The 20,488-nt window shown below is 35.6% G+C and carries 20 protein-coding genes and 1 pseudogene; 15 read left to right on the forward strand and 6 right to left on the reverse strand.

All coding sequences use genetic code 11. The features are described from left to right. Window positions 1-103 precede the first annotated feature (103 nt). The 4 genes from FH508_RS10360 (at window position 104) to FH508_RS10375 (ending at window position 3,547) form a co-directional block, all read left to right on the forward strand. Window positions 104-619, forward strand: coding sequence for a sigma-70 family RNA polymerase sigma factor (locus FH508_RS10360; protein WP_172771252.1), 516 nt, complete (start codon window positions 104-106; stop codon window positions 617-619). After that, window positions 606-1,274: a TIGR04104 family putative zinc finger protein gene (locus FH508_RS10365; protein WP_172771253.1), complete on the forward strand. Its 669-nt coding sequence runs from the start codon at window positions 606-608 to the stop codon at window positions 1,272-1,274. The genes FH508_RS10360 and FH508_RS10365 overlap by 14 nt, the downstream gene beginning before the upstream one ends. A 124-nt stretch (window positions 1,275-1,398) precedes the next feature. Beyond that, the gene (locus FH508_RS10370) at window positions 1,399-1,950 is read left to right on the forward strand and encodes a biotin transporter BioY (RefSeq protein WP_172771254.1); all 552 of its coding nucleotides are present in this window, start codon (window positions 1,399-1,401) and stop codon (window positions 1,948-1,950) included. 13 nt (window positions 1,951-1,963) lie between these two features. Continuing rightward, window positions 1,964-3,547 carry an amidohydrolase gene (locus FH508_RS10375; RefSeq protein WP_172771255.1) on the forward strand — a complete coding sequence of 528 codons (1,584 nt, stop codon included), beginning with the start codon at window positions 1,964-1,966 and terminating at the stop codon, window positions 3,545-3,547. Between the two features lie 47 nt (window positions 3,548-3,594). Here the strand turns inward: FH508_RS10375 and FH508_RS10380 are convergent, their stop codons facing one another. Then, on the reverse strand, window positions 3,595-3,804 hold the full coding sequence (locus FH508_RS10380; RefSeq protein ID WP_172771256.1) for a hypothetical protein: 210 nt from the start codon (window positions 3,802-3,804) through the stop codon (window positions 3,595-3,597). Window positions 3,805-4,089: 285 nt separating this feature from the next. Here FH508_RS10380 and FH508_RS10385 point away from each other — a divergent pair, with 285 nt between their 5' ends. Together FH508_RS10385 and FH508_RS10390 are read left to right on the forward strand one after the other, a co-directional pair. Beyond that, complete coding sequence (locus tag FH508_RS10385; protein WP_172771257.1) at window positions 4,090-5,859, forward strand: glycerophosphodiester phosphodiesterase; 1,770 nt, start codon at window positions 4,090-4,092, stop codon at window positions 5,857-5,859. A gap of 123 nt (window positions 5,860-5,982) precedes the next feature. After that, complete coding sequence (locus tag FH508_RS10390; protein ID WP_172771258.1) at window positions 5,983-6,933, forward strand: stalk domain-containing protein; 951 nt, start codon at window positions 5,983-5,985, stop codon at window positions 6,931-6,933. 75 nt (window positions 6,934-7,008) lie between these two features. Here the strand turns inward: FH508_RS10390 and FH508_RS10395 are convergent, their stop codons facing one another. After that, a complete protein-coding gene (locus tag FH508_RS10395) occupies window positions 7,009-7,779 on the reverse strand; it encodes a TSUP family transporter (protein WP_172771259.1) in 771 nt (256 codons plus the stop codon). Between the two features lie 124 nt (window positions 7,780-7,903). Between FH508_RS10395 and FH508_RS10400 the strand changes: the two genes are divergently transcribed. The 6 genes and pseudogenes from FH508_RS10400 (at window position 7,904) to FH508_RS10425 (ending at window position 11,962) form a co-directional block, all read left to right on the forward strand. Beyond that, window positions 7,904-8,695, forward strand: coding sequence for a TrmB family transcriptional regulator (locus tag FH508_RS10400; RefSeq protein WP_172771260.1), 792 nt, complete (start codon window positions 7,904-7,906; stop codon window positions 8,693-8,695). A 182-nt stretch (window positions 8,696-8,877) separates the two neighbouring features. Then, window positions 8,878-9,255, forward strand: a complete 378-nt coding sequence (locus tag FH508_RS10405; RefSeq protein WP_172771261.1) for a hotdog family protein — start codon at window positions 8,878-8,880, stop codon at window positions 9,253-9,255. A gap of 23 nt (window positions 9,256-9,278) precedes the next feature. Next, window positions 9,279-10,247: an MBL fold metallo-hydrolase gene (locus FH508_RS10410; protein ID WP_172771262.1), complete on the forward strand. Its 969-nt coding sequence runs from the start codon at window positions 9,279-9,281 to the stop codon at window positions 10,245-10,247. Between the two features lie 401 nt (window positions 10,248-10,648). Beyond that, window positions 10,649-10,819, forward strand: a pseudogene (locus FH508_RS10415) (ATP-binding protein); the annotation flags it as partial. 203 nt (window positions 10,820-11,022) lie between these two features. Continuing rightward, complete coding sequence (locus FH508_RS10420; RefSeq protein ID WP_172771264.1) at window positions 11,023-11,664, forward strand: TVP38/TMEM64 family protein; 642 nt, start codon at window positions 11,023-11,025, stop codon at window positions 11,662-11,664. A 118-nt stretch (window positions 11,665-11,782) separates the two neighbouring features. After that, window positions 11,783-11,962 (forward strand): sporulation protein Cse60, encoded by a 180-nt coding sequence (locus FH508_RS10425; protein ID WP_172771265.1) that lies wholly within the window; start codon window positions 11,783-11,785, stop codon window positions 11,960-11,962. A gap of 103 nt (window positions 11,963-12,065) precedes the next feature. On the opposite strand, the gene fumC is transcribed toward FH508_RS10425, so the two are convergent. The 4 genes from fumC to FH508_RS10445 form a co-directional block, all read right to left on the reverse strand. Continuing rightward, window positions 12,066-13,454: a class II fumarate hydratase gene (gene fumC / locus FH508_RS10430; RefSeq protein WP_172771266.1), complete on the reverse strand. Its 1,389-nt coding sequence runs from the start codon at window positions 13,452-13,454 to the stop codon at window positions 12,066-12,068. Between the two features lie 290 nt (window positions 13,455-13,744). After that, complete coding sequence (locus FH508_RS10435) at window positions 13,745-13,963, reverse strand: hypothetical protein (protein WP_172771267.1); 219 nt, start codon at window positions 13,961-13,963, stop codon at window positions 13,745-13,747. 170 nt (window positions 13,964-14,133) lie between these two features. Further along, window positions 14,134-15,753, reverse strand: a complete 1,620-nt coding sequence (locus FH508_RS10440) for an ABC1 kinase family protein (RefSeq protein WP_172771268.1) — start codon at window positions 15,751-15,753, stop codon at window positions 14,134-14,136. Window positions 15,754-16,276: 523 nt separating this feature from the next. Next, on the reverse strand, window positions 16,277-17,713 hold the full coding sequence (locus tag FH508_RS10445; RefSeq protein WP_172771925.1) for a SulP family inorganic anion transporter: 1,437 nt from the start codon (window positions 17,711-17,713) through the stop codon (window positions 16,277-16,279). Window positions 17,714-17,802: 89 nt separating this feature from the next. Here FH508_RS10445 and FH508_RS10450 point away from each other — a divergent pair, with 89 nt between their 5' ends. From FH508_RS10450 to rocF, 3 genes are all read left to right on the forward strand, one after another. After that, a complete protein-coding gene (locus FH508_RS10450; protein ID WP_172771269.1) occupies window positions 17,803-18,357 on the forward strand; it encodes a recombinase family protein in 555 nt (184 codons plus the stop codon). Between the two features lie 67 nt (window positions 18,358-18,424). Next, window positions 18,425-19,111: a DUF421 domain-containing protein gene (locus FH508_RS10455; RefSeq protein WP_172771270.1), complete on the forward strand. Its 687-nt coding sequence runs from the start codon at window positions 18,425-18,427 to the stop codon at window positions 19,109-19,111. Window positions 19,112-19,505: 394 nt separating this feature from the next. Then, window positions 19,506-20,411 carry an arginase gene (gene rocF / locus FH508_RS10460; RefSeq protein WP_172771271.1) on the forward strand — a complete coding sequence of 302 codons (906 nt, stop codon included), beginning with the start codon at window positions 19,506-19,508 and terminating at the stop codon, window positions 20,409-20,411. Window positions 20,412-20,488: the final 77 nt, after the last annotated feature.

Here is a 20,488-nt window from a genome sequence, read left to right on the forward strand (position 1 = left end):
TTGCAAGTAGAAAATTGTTATCTTTTTTGAAAAAATTTTCATGTAAAATGAATCGGAAATAAATTGGGTTACGTCAGTAGGTTAGAAAGAAGGTGAGGCAGCAATGGAAATTGAAGAAATTATTGCAGAGCACGGGGATTATCTACTGAAAGTTGCCTACTTATATGTAAAGAATGAAGCAACAGCAGAGGATATTGTCCAAGATGTGTTTATTGCCTTTTATCAAAAGCAGCAACAGTTTCGCCAAGAATCATCATTACGTACATATTTGGTCAAAATGACGGTCAATCGCAGTCACGATTATTTACGAAGCTGGAAAAGCAAACGGCTGTCGCTATTTGAGAAAATTTCAGGACGTTCAACTACAGTCACGCCAGAAAAAGAAATGCTCGCTAAATCGTCCAAGCAGGAGCTAATAGAAGCTTTATTCACTTTGTCTGTACAATACAGAGAGGTGTTGATTCTCTATTATTTTGAGGAAATGACAACAGTAGACATTGCTAAGCTTGTTCAATGTCCTGAGGCAACTGTGCGCACAAGATTACAACGGGCAAGAAAGCAGCTAGCTACAGTCATCGCTGACTACGATTGGGAGGTGTTACGCTATGAATCGATTTAAAGAAAACGTGTTACATGAGCTTCAACATGTAAAGCTTTCGGAGGAGAAAAAGCTACGGATTGCACAAAAAGCAAGAGCTAAAAGTAAAAGCAAGAGCAGTGGCCAACATCAGTATCGAATTGTGCTAGCGACTTTTACACTGCTAGCGATTGGCTTTAGTGCCCTTATGACACAGAAATCAGAGCAACAAACAACCCCTATGAAAGGAGCTGCCATACAGCAAGAATCTGAGAGATGGACCATTTGGACGGTATTAGAGCATGATTGGGTAAAAGGGCTGCTCCTTATTTGTATATCTGTAAGTATAGCATTGATTATTAAACGTATATTGCATAAAAAAGGGTATGGCTTGGCGGTATGTGTTGCATGTGGAGAAAATTGGTCAGCTAAGCAAGTTCGAAAATTGTATTGGAAAAATGGGCAGATAGAGTGTCCACATTGTAGTAAAAAGCAATACCGTACAAAAAAGTCGGTACAATTATCTGGCCTACTCAATATTCCTATACCGTTTATTGTGTTTATGGGTCAAGTATTTGATCAATTCTTTATCGGTATCGTGTTTTTTATCGCAAGTAGCGTAATTTATCATTATTTATTACTTCCTGATATAGTAAAATTACAAGAAGATGATCCAAGTAACGAGCCTCTTTGGTAGCTAATAAAAATATAAAAGTCTCTTTTTATAGTAATTTGTCAAATTCGATTGACAACTGTTTTTATTTGCATTATCTTTTTGTTAACTTATTTTTAATTTAGGTTAACAAAAGGGGGATTTTCGTTTGAAAAAGAGTAATACTTACAATTATGTGTTAGCGGCGTTCGGAGCGGCTATTATCGCAGTTCTTGCACAGGTAACGATTCCGCTACCACTGATTCCAATTACAGGTCAAACTTTAGCTGTAGGCTTAGTTGTTACAATATTAGGTACAAGACTTGGTACACTATCTGTACTTGTTTATATTTTACTTGGCACAGCAGGTATTCCAGTATTTAGTGGTATGTCAGGGGGGTATGGTATCATTATAGGACCGACAGGAGGATATATTGTTGGCTTCCTTGCTGCGGCTGTATTGATGGGTTTATACTTAAATAAATTTGGCATTACCATTGTACAAGCAATCATTGCCAACATTATCGGTATGGTCGTGACATTGGCGTTTGGTACAGCTTGGTTAAAAATTGTCGGCGATTTAACATGGACAGCAGCATTTATGGGTGGAGCTGCTCCATTTATTGTTGTTGGAGTATTGAAGGCAGTACTTGCGGCATGGCTTGGTGTCATCGTACGTCGACGTTTAGAAAGTGCGCATTTAATCGAAGCAATAGCATAGGGGGAGTAATTGGATGGCAACACTTTGGACAGGTGGAACAATATATACGATGGAAAAAACGGGCGAAACAGTTGAAGCAGTACTTGAAAAAGATGGACAAATTGTGGCGGTTGGTACCGTTGACAGTTTGTTACCACAAGCTACAACGGTCCGAGATTTACAAGGAAATGTAATGTACCCAGGATTTGTTGATAGCCATTTACATATTATTGGATATGGGGAAAAATTAATGCACATTGATGTGTCGAATGTAACTAGCAAGGAAGAATTGTTACATATCATTGGTGAACGTATGCAAGGCACTTCTGCAGAACAATGGGTTGTTGCTATTGGCATGAATGAAACAGGGTATGCCGAACCCATTTTCCCAACTTTGTCGGAGCTTGATGCGCTCGGTGAAGCCCATTTGATTATTAAACGTAGTTGCCATCATTTAATTTTAGCTAATTCAAAGGCACTTGCATTTGCTGGAATTACAAACGATACACCTTCACCAGAAGGCGGTATTATTGATAAGAAAAACGGTCAATTAACAGGTGTTTTAAAAGATACTGCATTATATTTAATCGTTAACCATATGCCGTATTATACGCCTGAATATATTGAAGAAGCGCTTCAAAAATCCATAGCATCGCTCCAATCGTATGGCTTAGTAGGTGGTCACTCGGAAGATTTAAGCTACTTCGGTCCTCCTAGTCAACCAATAAATGCTTATCGAAAAATAGTTGATGCGCAACAATCATTTAAAGTGCACTTATTACAACACCATACCGTTTTTGAGGAAGTTGCTTTGTTAAACGAGCAATCAACAACATATGTACAATTTGGTGCAATGAAAATATTCGTCGATGGTGCTTTCGGGGGACGTACGGCCGCTTTACGTGAACCATATTGTGATGACCCTAACAATTACGGCATACTTGTTCATTCAACAACGCAATTAGAGCAGTATGTGCAACTTGCAAGACGTCATGGACAAACAGTTGCAGTGCATGCGATTGGTGATTTAGCAATAGATACAATTTTAGATGTTTTTGCCGCTTTTCCACCTCGTGAAGGGCAATTGGACAGACTAATTCATTGCAGCTTAATTGATGAGGTTATTTTAGATAAATTGGCAGCATTACCGATAGCTGTAGATATGCAACCACAGTTTGTTCAAGGAGAGTATTTAGCGGAGCTTGTGAAGTTAGGTGAGAAGCGCGCACAAGGACTTCATCCATTAAAATCACTGCTAGATCGAGGACTGATTGTAGCAGGTGGCAGTGATGCACCGATTGAAGTACCGAATCCTTTATACGGCATTTACGCCGCTGTGACAAGACGAAATTTCGGTGAAAGCCATCATGGTTTTGGCCCGCAGGAAAAAATTTCACGCTTCGATGCAGTGCGCCTCTATACAGTAGGGTCTGCTGAAATAATTGGCCAGGAGCATGCGAGAGGCAAAATAAAAGAAGGCTTTAGTGCTGATTTCACCGTTTTCGAAGATGATATATTTGCGGTAGATATAGAAAAAGTACCACATATTCAAGTTGCCTATACAGTTGTAGATGGTCGTATCGTATATGAAAGTAAAAAAAATCGTTGTGAAGCTTAGCTTCATAACGATTTTTTTTGTACCGAATTTAAAAATGATTGAAGGAGCTATCGTCTATCAGAAAGGTCCTGTACTTGTTTTTCCAATTGTTTAACGCGTACTGTAAGTTCATTTATTTGGTGTTGGAGCGTTTCGGGAGGAAGTGTTTGAAGACTAGACTTTCCATTTTTAATGAGCTTTATCAGAAAGAAAAACATAGCGACCAAAACGAAAAAAATAAAAATAGTACTAATGATATCACCGATGTTGAATTGCATCTAAATTTCCTCCTCCTAATTTGTTGTGATGTTTTATATACCGTATTAACTAAGGAAAGGTTTCAATTTATCATCACATTCAAGCAATTCCCGAGTTTATCTTGCTTGAGCAGAAATCCGCAACCGCAACTTATATGATAGATGTGTGTTTCAAACATCCACAATAAAGCTGGACGCAACATTTTCTATTTGAAAGATAACTTGAAATGCAAAAATTATCATACGTTATAAGTAGAAATAATGTGAAACGGCTCGTAATGGATAGTACGCGACAGGGGTGAGGAAATGCAAAAAGCTCGTCAAATTATGCGACAAGCCATCTATAACATTTACACGTATCGCACCGATTATATCCGAGTTTTCATTATGATACGTGTATTTCAGTTTTTATTAGTAATACCAGTGTCAACAGTCGTATTGAAGCTAATGCTAAATGTGACGGGCTACACCCACATTACGGAACAAAATATACAAAGCTTTTTAATGCACCCTTTTGTCTTAGCGATGATGCTTCTTTTAGTATTGCTTATCTTACTTTTTATTTATTATGAAATGGGTTTTCTATTTATCATGGCTTTTAATCAGCAAAGGGGCATCCGTTATCGCTTTCTTACAATGTGGCAACAATTAAATCGCAAGCTTATCTACTTTTTTAGTCTGCAAGTCATTTATTTAATCGTTTATATTGCCCTATTGTTGCCTTTGGCTTCATTTTTGCTTCCTCTTACATTAACGCAAGGAATTACGTTACCTCACTTTATTACAAATGAAATGATGAGCACACGTTTAGGAAGGGTACTTTATGCGGCTATAGCCAGTATATTAGTAATAGTAGGAATACGTAGCATTTTGACCTTACCTATTTTTACAATACAGCCGAAAATATCTATTCGCCAGTCGTTTCTACAAAGTTGGCGTTTTTCAAGACGAGGATTAGCTGAGCTACTCGTATTACTGGCAATGGTTTTAACAGTTCATTTATTTCTTTTATTAGCTATAACAGTTGTCAGTACGCTACCTTTATTTTTCTTGGAGCGCAATATGCCGAGTGCAGCACTTGTAACGGCAGGTCTTACACTCGCGTTTTTAGAAATGGTCTTTGTTGTATTATTTAGTTTGTTGCAAGCAATGTTTTCGCAAGTAATGGTTGCCATTACGTATAATACACGTTATATGGCAATGCCAAAATATTCGCATAAGAGCAAACGCTATAACCTATTGCCAATACTGATTAGTGTAATCTTTTCTATTTTAAGCATGACGAATATATATTCGTTAGAAAAAAGTGTTTACGCACCTGATACAAAAATTATTGCACATCGAGGCTATACAGCAGGACATGTAGAAAACACGATCAATGGACTTGTTAGTGCAGCCAATGCAGGTGCAGATATAATAGAACTTGATATTCAGCAAACGGTAGATGGGGAATTTGTCGTTTTTCATGATCGTACATTAAGGCGCTTAGCTGGTAAAAATGGAGTGATTGCAAATATGACACTAAGTGATTTAAAAACAATTACCATCTATGAAAATGGGTTTACTGATAAAATTTCATCTTTAGATGATTTTATAGAAATCGCAAAAGCACTTGATGTTACATTGCTTATTGAATTAAAGGTACACGGTAAAGAAAGGGAAGACGTATTGCCTCGGTTAGTAGAAAAATTGCGAGCCTATAAGGTGCTTGATACGTATTATGTACAGTCCTCAGATGCGCAATTGATGTCACAGTTGAAAAATTTAACACCTAATTTGCGCGTAGGAATTGTTTATGCACTTAATATTGGACCGATGGATGATTTAAATGTGGATTTTATTGCGTTAGAGGAATCGTGGGTGAATGAAAGCTTAATTACCGAACTAAAGGCACAACATATGGATTTATTTGTTTGGACATTAAACAAAGATCGTTCATTACAGGAGTTTATTGAGAAAAATGTCTCAGGTGTCATTACAGATCATCCAGATGTGGCATTAGATTTAAGATCAAAGCAAAACGAACAACAATATTTTTTACAACGGATATTAAATAAATTGTCCTTTATTTTTTAGCTCGTTAAATCGTAAATATGCTGGCTTTCGACAAATGTAAAAATAATTTGGTAATATTGTAACCTTTTTCTTTTGAAATCGACTACTTCATTGAATTCGTGAAATGAAGGAGATGTATTTTTTATGAAAATGACTAAGGTCGTACCATTTGCAATGTCAGCATTATTACTAGGGAGTGTGGCAATCGCTCCAACAGCATCAGCAAACGGAGGAGAAGCAGTTGTGACAAATGCTACACAACAAGATGAACAAAGCCCACAAGTGCAGCCAATTTTTATAAAAGTAGCTGGTACAGTTGAGAATGTGGAAGAACGTGACAATGCGACTTATTATACAACAAAAGATGGAGAAAATACGAACGTATTTGTTGTAAATAAAGACACACTTATTTTTGATAATACAGGGAAAGAAGTAAAGCTTCAAAAAGGAGATAAAGTAACGGCTTATACGTATGCAAATAAGCCAATGCTGATGATCTATCCGCCACAATACAACCCAGAAGTTATCATTGTTGAATCACAGGAAATGGGCAGTGTGACAGTTGACTTTTTCAATGAAGATTTAGTGAATACGGATAACAGCTTAAAATTAAATGTTGGGGAAGAAACAGTAGTCCAAAGCCAACTAGGTAAAGAAGTATCAGTGAAAGATTTAGCAGAGCAACATTTACTTGTGTTCTTTACGATTACAACAAGAAGTATCCCAGCACAAACACCACCAACAAAAGTAATCGTTTTAGACGCTGTAGCTGAAGAACAAGGTGAAGTAGCTGAGGAAACTGAGGAAGCTTCTTCTAATTCAGCAGTACAAGATATAATAAAAAATGATTTCTATGATATCAATGGCACTACAATGGTGCCTTTACGATTAATTGCCGAAGAACTTGGCTTTAAAGTAGAGTCAACAGGAACTGGCGCAATTGTTTCAAAAGGCGCAGTATCTTATACAATTACACGTGGTGAAAAAGCATACGGCTACAATAAAGCACTTCGTCAATTTGAGGTAGCACCTGCTTTACTAGAACCATCAAAAACATATGTACCTGTTGAATTTTTCGAAGAATTAATGCAATAACATATAAAACCCCCTCCAATCGATGGAGGGGGTTTTACTATGTGAAAATTCAGAATCGTTTCGGTGCCTGACACTTTAACTGAAGAAATAGTCATAGGTGTTTTTGAGAAGGAGGGTCATGGTAACAATGATGAATAATTTTCGTACAAAGGTACTGCCCTTTTTAATGGCAAACTGTGTCCCCACAATAGCCCCAAAAATTTGAGCGATCCCCATAATAACTCCGTATAAATAATGCACTTCGTCTAAATAGACAAACATCAGAAGTGCTGCCATATTGCTGCCCAAATTTAAAAACTTAGCATTTCCAGCCGCCTTTAAAAAATCTAAGCCAAGCATTAAAAAAGTAAAAATAAAAAAGGAACCTGTACCAGGCCCTAAAAACCCGTCATAAAAGCCAATCGCTAATAGTAAAAAGATGAGCCCGAAAATACGAATAGGTGAGAGTTTTTTTATTGTAGCGCTGCCTCCCCAATCCTTTTTAAAAATGGTATAAACGCCCACTGCAGCAAGCATAATGAGCATTAAAGGTTTTAATATATCTGGACTTATTAATGTAACGAACCAGGCTCCTATTAGTGATCCAATAAATGCTAATGGGAAATACTTTTTGACAGATCGAAAATCAAGTTTTCCAGAACGATAAAAAGAAATAACAGAAGTTAATGACCCCATCGTACCTGCAAGTTTGTTTGTTGCAACAGCCGTTGTTGGACTTAATCCTACAAATAAAAGAGCTGGTAATGCTATTAAACCACCACCTCCAACAACAGAATCAATAAAAGCGGCTAAAAAGCCAAGTAATATAAGGATAATTACAACTTGTGGATCTAAATTAAAAATCATGATGTCACTCTTTTCATTTTAGTTACTACTGCAATAGTAACTAAAATAAATATATAAGTAAAGACTATTTTCATTCGCAATTAGATGAATAGTTTTACTATAATGAAACAAATGGAGGTAATGGATGATGGAGTTAATTTCCCAATTGAAGCAATTAGGTTATACAGAATATGAAGCGAAAGCATACATAGCACTTGTACAAAATAATAATGTGACGGCGTATCAAGTTAGTAAAGATTCTAAAGTTCCACGTGCACGTGTATACGATACACTCAATCAATTGGTTGAAAAAGGACTTGTTATGAAGGAAGAGACACCTGAGCAAACAACCTATTCAGCAATACCAAGTTCTATTTTTATCCAAAAAACAGAACAGCAATGGCAATCTAATTTTATGTCCATTGCTGATCAATTAAAGACACTAGAACAAAAAAAGAAAGAAGAAGAAAATCAAATACTAATTATACGCGATAAGGAAACAATTCTTAGCTTCTGTACTGCAATGTTAAAACGAGCAAAAGAAAAAGTACTAATTTCAATGTGGGATGATGTCTATAATATATTACGTGAGGACTTAGAGGAAATTGGGGAAAAAGTGCCCATTCATGGCATTACAATAAATGTAGACAACCCTATAGCTACTGTAGACCAACATCGAACAACCAACTATATTAAAGCTCAAACAACTGCCCATTGGTTTATTATCGCTGTTGATGGAAATGAAATGATTTATGGACCATCACCTTTCCGCAAAGATTTAGCCTTTTTTACTGATGATGCATTCCATATTAACTTTTTAGAAGATTACATTTGGCATGACGTACTTGTCAATCGATTAGTAAAAAGAAGTGATGCTAATTTGAATGATTGGATTACGAAAGAAAGAAGTTTATTTTTTTTAGAAAACAAAAATTAATTGGTTACCAAATATTCATTAATTATACTAAACAATTTTATTGAGCCACCTAGTATCACCTCTCAAAAGATGCTAGGTGGCTCGTTTATTGCAAACGTTAATGCACTTATATCTTTTTAATCGTTTATTGAATTATTTTAACATTCAGTCTACAATTTGTTTTATATAGAGGGGGGCAAATGATGAAAGTACAAGTAGGTGAAAAGATTACTTTTGAACGTACGTTTACAATAGAAGATGTTGAATTATTTACAAAGGTATCAAAGGATGAAGGTGTTCATCATATCACACCAGATGAACAAGGTCGTTTTGTTGTGCAGGGGCTTTTGACAGCTACACTCCCAACAAAAGTGGGTGGTGACTTTAACGTATTGGCGCGTACAATGAACTTCGAGTTTTTACGTCCAGTTTTTAGCGGTGATACTATTCGCTGTGATGTCATGATTGAACAATTTGAACTAGATGAAAAAAATCGTCAAGCGATTAATACATCATTTTCTTGTATAAATCAACTTAACAAAGAGGTATTAAAAGGGAGCTTTTCTGGCATTATTCTATAAATTATAGAAGTGGAGGCTAGCATATGAAAACTACAAATATGATGTTTTTTGAACGGCCGTTTCCAAGTGCCAATTGCATTGTTATTCAAGACGATCAACCTTTTTTAGTTGATACGGGCTTTGGTAGTGATGTGCTCCGAACGGAAAAACTTTTAACTGATGCAGGGATATTACCAAAGCAGTTAGCAGGTATCATTAATACACATTATCATAGTGATCATGTTGGGGGTAATCATTATTTTCAACAGCGGTACGCATTACCGATTGCTGCACATCTTTGGGAGGGGGAGATGGTGAACCATTGTGATTTAGAGTCATGTGGTTCCCATTATTTAGATCAACCAGTAGAACAGTATGTTGTGCAACAGCTACTTATAGATGAACAAGAAATTTTAACGGGAAATAGTGCTCTTCAAGTTTTACATACACCAGGACATACATTAGGGCATATAGCTTTATACGAACAAAAGCAACAGATATTAATTTGTGGAGACTTATTTCAATATAATGATGTAGGTTGGTTGAATATTTTTCGTGAAGGCACAAATAGTGTAAGACGTTCATACGAAAGTTTGGAGCGACTCGCTAAGCTACCAATAAAACTAGCTTACCCTGGGCATGGGCGAGCGATTGAAGAACCGTTACTAATGATAGATAAAGCAAGAGAACGACTCGAAAAGTGGATGAAATCTCCTGAGAAAATGGCTTGGCATGCATGTAAGCGAATTTTTTCTTTCACACTGATGCTGAAAAATGGATTAACGAGCAAGGAAATTCCACCGTATCTACTCGGCTGTGGCTGGTTTCATGATTTTGCCGTGCACTCTTTCCAATTAGAGCCTAAGGAGTTTGTCCAACTATTACTGGATGAAATGATTCGCTCTAAAGCTGCCATATGGCAACAGGGCAAGTTATTAGCGACAGCACCATTCGAAATACCATCTTCAAAATGGATTGATGAAGATTGGAAGCCGATTAATTGGACAAGATGATGAAATAATTTTTACAAAAATAAATATGGAACAGTGTTAGAAGAGAAGGAAGTTCTAATACTGTTCTTTTTTATTTGCTTTAAACGAATTAAATCGTCTTAGAGGTAATGAAAAAGAAATGTTAAGGATTCTTAAGAATTTTCGATATATCCTCTTAAGGTTTGAATTTTAAAGTATCTATATCAATTCAAACTACTGAGGTGAATAAGTGTAAAAAACCTTTCTTTCTTAACTCAATTTTTCGCAAATCCAAAAACAATTGGAGCCATTCTTCCAAGCTCAAGTTTTCTCGGTGATAAAATGATTGGAAAAATTGATTTTAAAGTAGCAAAATATATTGTTGTATCTGGGCCAGATACAGGTATTCACAGAAAAATTGCTTGAAAAAAGAAACTCTAATAATGTTTGTACGTTTTTTTAGAGGGGATAAAGCAAGAATGGACGCAAAAGGTACTGGTCTTGGATTGTCTATTTCTAAAAGAATCATTGAACTTCATCATGGGGATTTACGCGCGGTATACAAGGATAGCTGGATAACGTTTATTGTGATGCTCCCTATTGAGGAAGAATAATTTAATGAAGAAGCAGGAGATGTGCATGCCAATACATCTCTTTTTTAGTCTCGACTTTTAATAATCACTGTGCAACCTAATTTATCATACATTGACATAAGTATATATTGCTCATCTTAAGAATCCTTAATGATTTCAACGCGTATTTCTTAATATTTAATTCTTATTATGTGTTTATTGAAAGTGTTGAGGAGAGTGTAGAAATGACAAAGAAACTGCTCATAATTGCAATTTGGTTCGTATTCATTTATATATTAAAGCATTTTCAGTTACTGCCACTTAATTTGAATGCACTAAATGATTTGATTTCGGCCAATAAAAATTATGCATACTTATTGTTTATTGGCCTTTGGATAATTAGACTGATATTGCTTATTCCAGGTACAACACTAATGATTTTGGGGGGAGTTTGTTTCCAACCTATTGAGGCTTTCATGTTATCTACTGTAGGCATTGTATTGAGCGAAACGTTCGTCTATATACTTTCAAAAAGCTTTGCGGGGAATAGGCTAAATAAATATTTAGAAAATAGGTACCCCGACTTGAATAATTTATTAGAAACGTACAATTACAAATTTTTAGCAATAGGCGTCATATGTCCAATAGCACCAGCAGATGTGATTTGTTTTTTGTCCGCATCTGTAGGGATTAAGTATTCAACTTACATTTTTACTGTGATTATTGCGAGTACCCCATTAAGGATTCTATATAGTTATATGGGCAGTAACCTTCATGAATATACAGTTGGTTTAGTGTTCGTAATTGTTTCACTAATTTTAGTATTCGCAGCATCGATAAAAATTTGGAATTCACTTAAACAAAAACGATTAGAGTTGCATCAATAGTTTAGTTAAGAGTCTGATTTGTGTAGTCAGGCTCTTAGCTTCCTATCCTTTAAATTCAATCTATAATATTGGCAAATATAGACATTTAATATATGATGAATGCAGCGAGGTGATAAAAGTGGCACGATTAAGAACGAACATACTTGAGGCTAGAGATAAAGATACGCTTGAAAACATGATTAATAAATTTTTATATGATTTACCAGAAGGAGACTTTGTCGATATTAAGTATTCTACATATACTTTTTATGATAAGCATAGTGTTTACACAGCTCTTATTCTTTATAAAATTACATAGCAAGTCACGTCTTATAGTGGAATTTCTGACAGAGAAAAAAGCCTTGATGTAATATCAAGGCTTTTTTATGTGTAGTTAGCTTCGTTGCCCCACACTTATAACATTAAGCGTTTGGATAAATCATCGTAGCTGGGTCAACATATTCATTAAATTGTTCTTCAGTTAACAAACCAGAAGCAATAGCAGCTTCTTTTAATGTAGTGCCTTCTTTATGTGCTTTTTTCGCAATTTTTGCTGCATTCTCATAGCCAATATAAGGATTTAATGCAGTGACTAGCATTAAGGAGTTTTGCAGGTTATGATCAAGCACTTCAATATTTGGTTCGATACCAATCGCACAGTTATCATTGAATGATTTCATCGTATCGGCTAGGAGGCGAGTTGACTGTAAGAAATTATAGATAATGACTGGTTTAAAAACATTGAGCTCAAAATTCCCTTGGGAAGCGGCAAAGGCAATCGTTGCATCATTTCCAACGACTTGTGTCACCACCATTGTCATTGCTTCACTTTGCGTTGGATTTACTTTACCTGGCATAATAGATGAGCCTGGTTCATTTTCTGGAATGGTAATTTCACCGATACCAGAACGAGGACCACTTGCTAACCAACGTACATCATTGGCAATTTTCATTAAGTCCGCTGCGAGTGCTTTTAATGCGCCATGTGCCACGACAGCTTCATCATGACTTGTTAGTGCATGGAACTTATTTGCTGCAGATGTGAATTGTTTTCCTGTCAGCTCGCTAATTTCAGCTGCTACTCGATCGCCGAATTCAGGATGTGCATTAATACCAGTACCGACAGCCGTTCCGCCAATTGCAAGCTCCTTCATATATTCAACATTATGTTTAATCATTTGCTCAGATTTACCTAGCATTGCTGACCAGCCACTTATCTCTTGACCTAAAGTCAGTGGCGTAGCGTCTTGTAAATGAGTACGTCCGATTTTAATAATATCTTTGAAATTCTCAGCCTTTTCATCCAAAGTAGCTTTTAGTAAGCGAAGGCGAGGTAGTAAATAATCTTCTACTTTTAGTACAGCTGCGATATGCAACGCCGTAGGAAACGTATCGTTGGAGCTTTGTGATTTATTGACATCATCATTTGGATGGATGCGGTCTGATTCACCAGCGTCTTGTAAAATTTGATTTGCACGATGCGCAATAACCTCATTTACATTCATGTTGGATTGTGTGCCACTACCTGTTTGCCATACAACAAGAGGGAATTGGTCATCCCATTGACCGTTTAAAACTTCATCTGCAGCTTGCACAATCGCATTTGCCTTAATATCTGAAAGCTTTCCTAATTTATTGTTCGCAATTGCTGCACTTTTCTTTAGAATAGCCATTGCTTGAATTAATTCAATAGGCATATGCTCAGTGCCAATTTGGAAGTTTTCCTTACTACGTTGAGTTTGTGCTCCCCATATTTTGTTGGCAGGTACTTTAATTTCACCCATAGTGTCTTTTTCGATACGATAATCCATTTATAACAGCTCCTTCGATATATGTAATGAAAAAACGGATATTCTTAGTCTGATGTAAGAATATCCGTTTAATGCATGCTTATTTCAAAAAATAAGGGGGGATTCTGAAATAAACAAACTAGAGAAAAAATCTATATGATAATGATAATTGTTATCAATTAAAAAGTCAATTGTTCTGCTTAATAAATTAGATTAAATGAGAATTAATCGCAATGTGGTTTGTGAGTATATTATAACTTACCCGTTTTGTCTGCTCATAAACTTTTTCGCCTATGGAAATAGGGAAGAAATTATCTCTTTTTCTTCCCTAAATCTTTTGATAGAGGTTGTTTTTTCGGTATTTTTTCAAACAACACAAATACATGATACTGTCGCTCATCGATTTGAATAACATCGATTACTTTTGCCTTCCGACCTTTTAGTTGGAGGTTTTCATCCACAGTGGGAATGCGTATTAATAACTGATTTAAAATTGAGGACTTATTTTCATAAAAATGAACAACATGCATATTTACAGTTCTCCTTATTCGGTATTTTAGTCAATTTATGAGACATTGAAAGAATATAGAACTATAGATAGAGAGGGAAAGACAGATAGGAAAACGTGGCGAACAGAAATAAAATATGCCTCCTAAACTTTAGGAGGCAATACTCATGCACTGCGAATGGGCGCTGTTTTTTACAATGCTTTGTTATACATACGTTTTAACCATTTTCGTTGCCTCCAACTACTCACAATATATAAAAGAATAGAGAGTGACAATAACACAGCGGATGCTTTATACACTATTGCATAATGCAAATACTTGCCAACGAAAATACCGACTAATGCTAAAACAGTTAATATGAAAATTTGCCTTTTTTGATTTTCATAGACAGAAAAGACAAATTCTCTGTACTGCAAATTTTCCTTTTGGATTAATAAGCGCTGGGGTGTTTCCACGAGATCGTATAAAGAATGAAATACTTTAAAAATCGGTAACGCATTGAGCCATTGTAATACAGACTTCCAATTATTTGAGCTTCCTTGCTTTACCCAATCAGTAAATACTGGTTTAATGATATCTAAAATTTCTTTTTCTGGATTTATGGTTAACAGTAAACCTTCAATTGTCACAAAGGAGCGGCCTAAAAAAATAAATCGTGTAGGTACTTGTATAGGAAGTAGTTTTAAAATGTCGTTCATTTCTTTTTTGACGGCGAATAAGTCCATTTCTTTTACCTTATTTACATCTAATAAGAGTACTTCCTTAAGTAGATTTTCAATGACTTTCAAATCTGCTCCTGGTAGTAAAAAACCTAAACTCTTTAATGTCTCTGCTGCTTGTGCATAATTTTTCAGAAAAATGGCCTGCATTAAATTTTGGAAATTAGCTGCATCTTTTCTTGATATTTCGCCTACCATTCCAAAATCAAGAAGTACAATTGTACCATCTGCCTTTACTAAAACATTTCCAGCATGTGGATCCGCATGAAACATGCCCGCCTCTAACCATTGAGGCAAGAAGGCGCGCAATAATTGCTTAGATAAAACTTCTTTATCAATATGATTTGTTGATAAAAATACACTATCAGTTATTCTAACACCATCTATCCAATCCATTACTAATACTTGTGATGTACTAATATCGGGATAAGCAGTTGGAATCGTAAGCTGATGGATGTCTTCAAAGCGTTCTCTGAAATGCTTCATTGTATCTAACTCTTTTTTGAAATCCAATTCACGTCCTATAACAGATTTGAGTTCATTAAAGAGCATTCTAAAATTAATAAATCCTTTTGGAATAGGAGCAAAATATTGAGCAAATGAAATAATAATGGCTAATGAACGAAAATCAGTTCGCATAATTGATGGGATGGATGGCCGTTGGACTTTAATAGCTACATTTGTTCCGTCTTTTAGCCTTCCGCGATAAACTTCACCAATAGAGGCAGAAGCCACTGCCTTTGGCTCGATGGAAAGAAGTACGTTGTCTATCGGTTTGCCCCATTCTTTTTCCAATACGCATTGAATGTCTTCCCAAGGAGAGGGAGGTACTTGATCAACTAAATCTTGAATTTGACTAATAAAACTTTTTGGCAATAAGTCTTCACGAATACTTAAAAGTTGCCCAACTTTAATTAATACACCTTCCAGCTCAAATAGTGTCTGGCGAAATTGTCGACCAAGCTTTTCCCATAACAATTCCCATTGTGCATCCGATTTTTTTCTAAAGCGATACCAATAAACTTGAATAATCATGGAAAATGCAAAGGAAAGGATTTTCCACATTCGAAACCAGCTTTTCCTATTTTTCATGCTATATCCCCCAGTTTTATCAATTAGGTAATTAATAAACAATACTTAAATCATACACCAAATATTGTTAAAATGAGATGAATGTAATTATTTAATATTCGCGGAAGGAAGGTTGAATTCCGTGTCTGAGGCGTAATCCCGCGGAAGATGGGTAGAATTCCGCGAAAGGGAGGAGTAATCCCGCGTCTGAGGAGTAATTCCGCGGAAGGACGGTAGAATTCCGCGGAAGAGAGGTATAATTCCGCGGAAGAGAGGTATAATTCCGCGAAAGGAAGGAGTAATCCCGCGTCTGAGGAGTAATTCCGCGGAAGAGAGGCGTAATTCCGCGAAAGGAAGGAGTAATCCCGCGTCTGAGGTGTAATTCCGCGGAAGGAAGGTAGAATCCCGCGGAAGAGAGGTATAATTCCGCGAAAGGAAGGAGTAATCCCGCGTCTGAGGAGTAATTCCGCGGAAGAGAGGTATAATCCCGCGGAAGAAAATAAACAAGGAATTCCGCAAAAGTAAGCAGGAATTCCTTGGGTCTTTAGTGAGAAGAAGTTATACTGTCTATTCGAGTTATTAATTTTTGACTTGAAGTATCGAGTCCTGTTATTTCTACTTTAATTCCTTTTGCTTGAAGTAAATGTTTTACTTTATGCAAGGCACCTACAGCAGAATCATCCCATAGTCGACTATTGCTAAAATCTATAGTAACTTTAGAATCTATGCTTTCAATTTTTTTGAAGTAATGAACGAAGTTATGTGTGGCAGCAAAAAATAATGGACCTTCTATTTTGTAAATATCTCCATTTTTTGCTACTTTCAATGTTGAAATTTTTACTACAAAGAAAATAGCACTTAATACAACCCCTGCAATAACGCCTTTCGATAAATCATGCGTGTATACTACGATGATCACTGTAACTAGCATAACAATTGCATCACTAGGAGGGGCCTTCACTAAATACTTGAATGAATTCCAATCAAATGTACCGATACATACCATAATCATAACGCCTACTAATACTGGCATAGGAATTTTGACGACTAAATCCCCTAAAACGAGAATTAAAAAAATTAAAAATAAACCAGCTATAAGGGTTGAAAAACGCCCTCGTCCACCAGACTTTACATTAATGACAGATTGACCAATCATCGCACAACCAGCCATTCCTCCAAAAAATCCATTAATGAAATTAGCAATACCTTGTCCTCTCGCTTCTTTATTCTTTTCACTTTCCGTCCCCGTCATGTCATCCACGATTTGGGCAGTTAATAAAGATTCGATTAGACCGACGATGGCTAATGCAAGCGAATAGGGGAAAATAATTTTTAATGTTTCAAACGTGAACGGCACATTCGGAATGGCGAATGTCGGTAGCGTTTGCGTTATAACACCTAAATCACCAATTGTTCGTAAATCAACGCCACTATAAATCGCGATAGTAGTTAAGACGATGATTGCTATAAGTGGTGCTGGTATTACTTGAATATAACGTGGTAAAGTATACAAAAGTAATAGTGTCAATGCGACAAAGATATATGTCATGGTAGACATTCCAATAATTTGAGGGACTTGTGCTAAAAAGATTAAAATAGCTAATGAATTAACGAAGCCAATCATTACAGCATTGGGAATGAATTTCATTAATTTTGCTATTTTTAACATACCAAAAATTAGTTGAATAATGCCTGTTAAAATTGTGGCAGCTAGTAAATAATTTAGTCCGTAATCTTTTACTAATGGGGCTATTACAAGTGCCATTGCGCCTGTAGCTGCTGAAATCATACCAGGTCTACCACCGACAAACGCGATTGTGACAGCGATACAAAAAGATGCATATAACCCTACCATTGGATCAACGCCAGCGATGATAGAAAAGGCAATGGCTTCTGGGATAAGAGCAAGTGCTACGACAATGCCTGCTAATAGATCGCCTCGGATATTTCCAAACCATTGTTGTTTTAAACTTTGCATGATGTACTCCTTAATATGAAAATTCTTTGAGTATCATACCATTCATATTCCCAAAATGGAACCTTTTTGAGACAATATAAGGAGGAAAATTGATGATTTTCGGTTATGTACGACCTTTATATAATGATGAAACCTGTGAAAAACAGTTAAAAGCTATATCTGAAAAATGCCAAACTATATATCGTGAACCGCATGCTTCACCTAAAAAGCGACATCAACTAGAAGAAATGCTGATGGCAATACAACAAGGGGATACGATTATAGTTGAACGAATGGTTGCACTTGCAGACACGACAAGACAACTACAAGATATCCTTAACATTTGTGAAAAAGACAGCGTAAGCATTCAATTTTGTAATGAGGCTATTTCTAATAATCAACCTTTAACATGTACATTACAACAAATGATGAAACATTATATTCAATTCCAAACAGATGTTGCAAAGCAGTCAGCTCTAATCGGCATTGCCAATGCAAGAGAGCACGGTAAGACAATTGGTAGACCGAGGAAACCAGATGTAAACATTCAAAAAGCTATTTCGATGTACCATTCGGGAAATTTCACATTACATGATATTAAAAATGAAACAGGTATTAGTAAATCAACATTATACCGATCATTAGAAAATTCTGATGAAAATCGCTAATTAGTGCCGAGTTTTAGTATTTTATTTTATGCATAACACATTCTATTGAATAGATAGGAGTGGAGGCATGAAAGATGTAAGTTACTTACAAATAGCAATAGAAACAGTCATAACTTTTTTTGTCCTTCTTGCATTAACACGTTTTTTAGGAAAAAAACAATTAAGCCAACTTACGTTTTTTAACTATGTAACAGGCATAACAATTGGCTCCATTGCCGCTAATATGATTGTTCTTAGTACAAAAGATTACACAAAAGATTTACTGAGCTTGGTTATATGGTGTTCGTTAACAACACTTATTGGCTATATAAGTCTGAAATCAGGAAAAATAAGGATGATACTTGATGGTCAGCCTACAATCGTAATAAAACACGGCAAAATCGATAAAAAAGCATTGAAAAGGACAGGCGTCAATATCGATGACTTAACAATGATGATAAGGCAATATCAAGTTTTTTCGATCGATGAAATCGATTTTGCAATACTTGAACCGAACGGCACGCTGAGTATTCTGAAGAAACCTCAATTTCAAGGCACACAAAAGATAGACCTAAACATTGCACCTAAAAATCCACCGTTTTTACCTATAGAAATAATATCAGACGGCAAATTATTAAAAAGAAATTTATTAGAAGTAGGGAAAAATAAAGAATGGCTAAAAAGGGAATTAACTAAAGTAGGAATTAAAAATGTCGAAGAAGTATTTTATGCGGAAATCCAATCAGATGAAAAATTATTCATACAAAAATTTTAAACCAGAACTCACTTTAAAAAAATGAGATTCTGGTTTTATTTTATTAAATTATTAAAAAATATCGCTATTATTCTTATACAAATATATAAATATTTTAAATAATTTTACATTATATTGATATAAAACCTGTAAACAACGTTTTAATTTTCTAAAAAAACAATAAAATTATATAGTTTTAATCTTTTATTTTTGATATTTCTGACAAAAAAACATATAAAATTGTAAAAATAAGTATCTTTATTCACTATTATTGTGTTTATGCATTCATTTATGCAAGATGAAATCTATGTTTCTAATAATCTAAACTGTATAAAAATTAAAAATAATGTCGAGTTGAGTCAATTTTTCATTTTCTTTATACTGTGAAAGTAATTATTGGAGAGGAGAAAATATCATGCGTAAAGAAGTTACAATTATTGGGGTACCTATGGATCTGGGGCAAACTAGAAGAGGGGTAGACATGGGACCGAGTGCTATTCGATATGCTGGATTAACAGATCGACTTGAAGGGCTCGGCTATGCGATTGATGATTTAGGGGATTTGAATATCGAATTCGTAAATAAAGAAGAAAAGATAGACACAACAACAAACTTAAAAAATTTAAAAACGGTAGCGGATGCTAATGACAAGCTTGGTCAAAAAGTAGATCAAGTTATTTCCTCTAATCGCTTTCCTTTAGTTTTAGGAGGAGATCATAGTATTGCGATTGGAACATTAGCAGGTGTTTCGAAACATTATGAGAACTTAGGCGTTATTTGGTATGATGCCCATGGTGATTTAAACACAGGTGAAACATCTCCCTCTGGAAATATTCATGGAATGTCTTTAGCGGTAAGCTTAGGTCTTGGACATCCTGCACTTACGAATATCGGTGGTTATGCGCCAAAAGTAAAGCCAGAAAATGTAGTAATTATTGGCGCTCGTGATTTAGATCCAGGAGAGAAAAAACTTATTAAAGAAATTGGCATTAAAGTGTACACGATGCATGAAATCGATCGTTTAGGTATGACGACAGTAATGTCAGAAACAATAAATTATTTAAAGGAACATACAGATGGTGTTCATTTATCTTTAGATTTAGATGGCCTTGATCCAAACGATGCACCAGGAGTAGGAACACCAGTTGCAGGTGGCATTAGCTATCGTGAAAGTCATTTAGCTATGGAAATGCTATCAGAAGCCAATATTATCACTTCGGCAGAGTTTGTAGAGACAAACCCAGTATTAGATCAGTATAATAAAACAGCTATTGCTGCGGTCGCTTTAATTAGCTCTTTATTTGGCGATACATTACTTTAAACAATGGATTGGGGAAAAACAATTTGCTGATAAGGAAGAACTTTTTTAGTAAAATGAGGTCGCGACAACCAAATTTA

This window comes from Lysinibacillus sp. CD3-6 (assembly GCF_006351725.2).
In the GTDB taxonomy this organism is placed as follows: domain Bacteria; phylum Bacillota; class Bacilli; order Bacillales_A; family Planococcaceae; genus Lysinibacillus.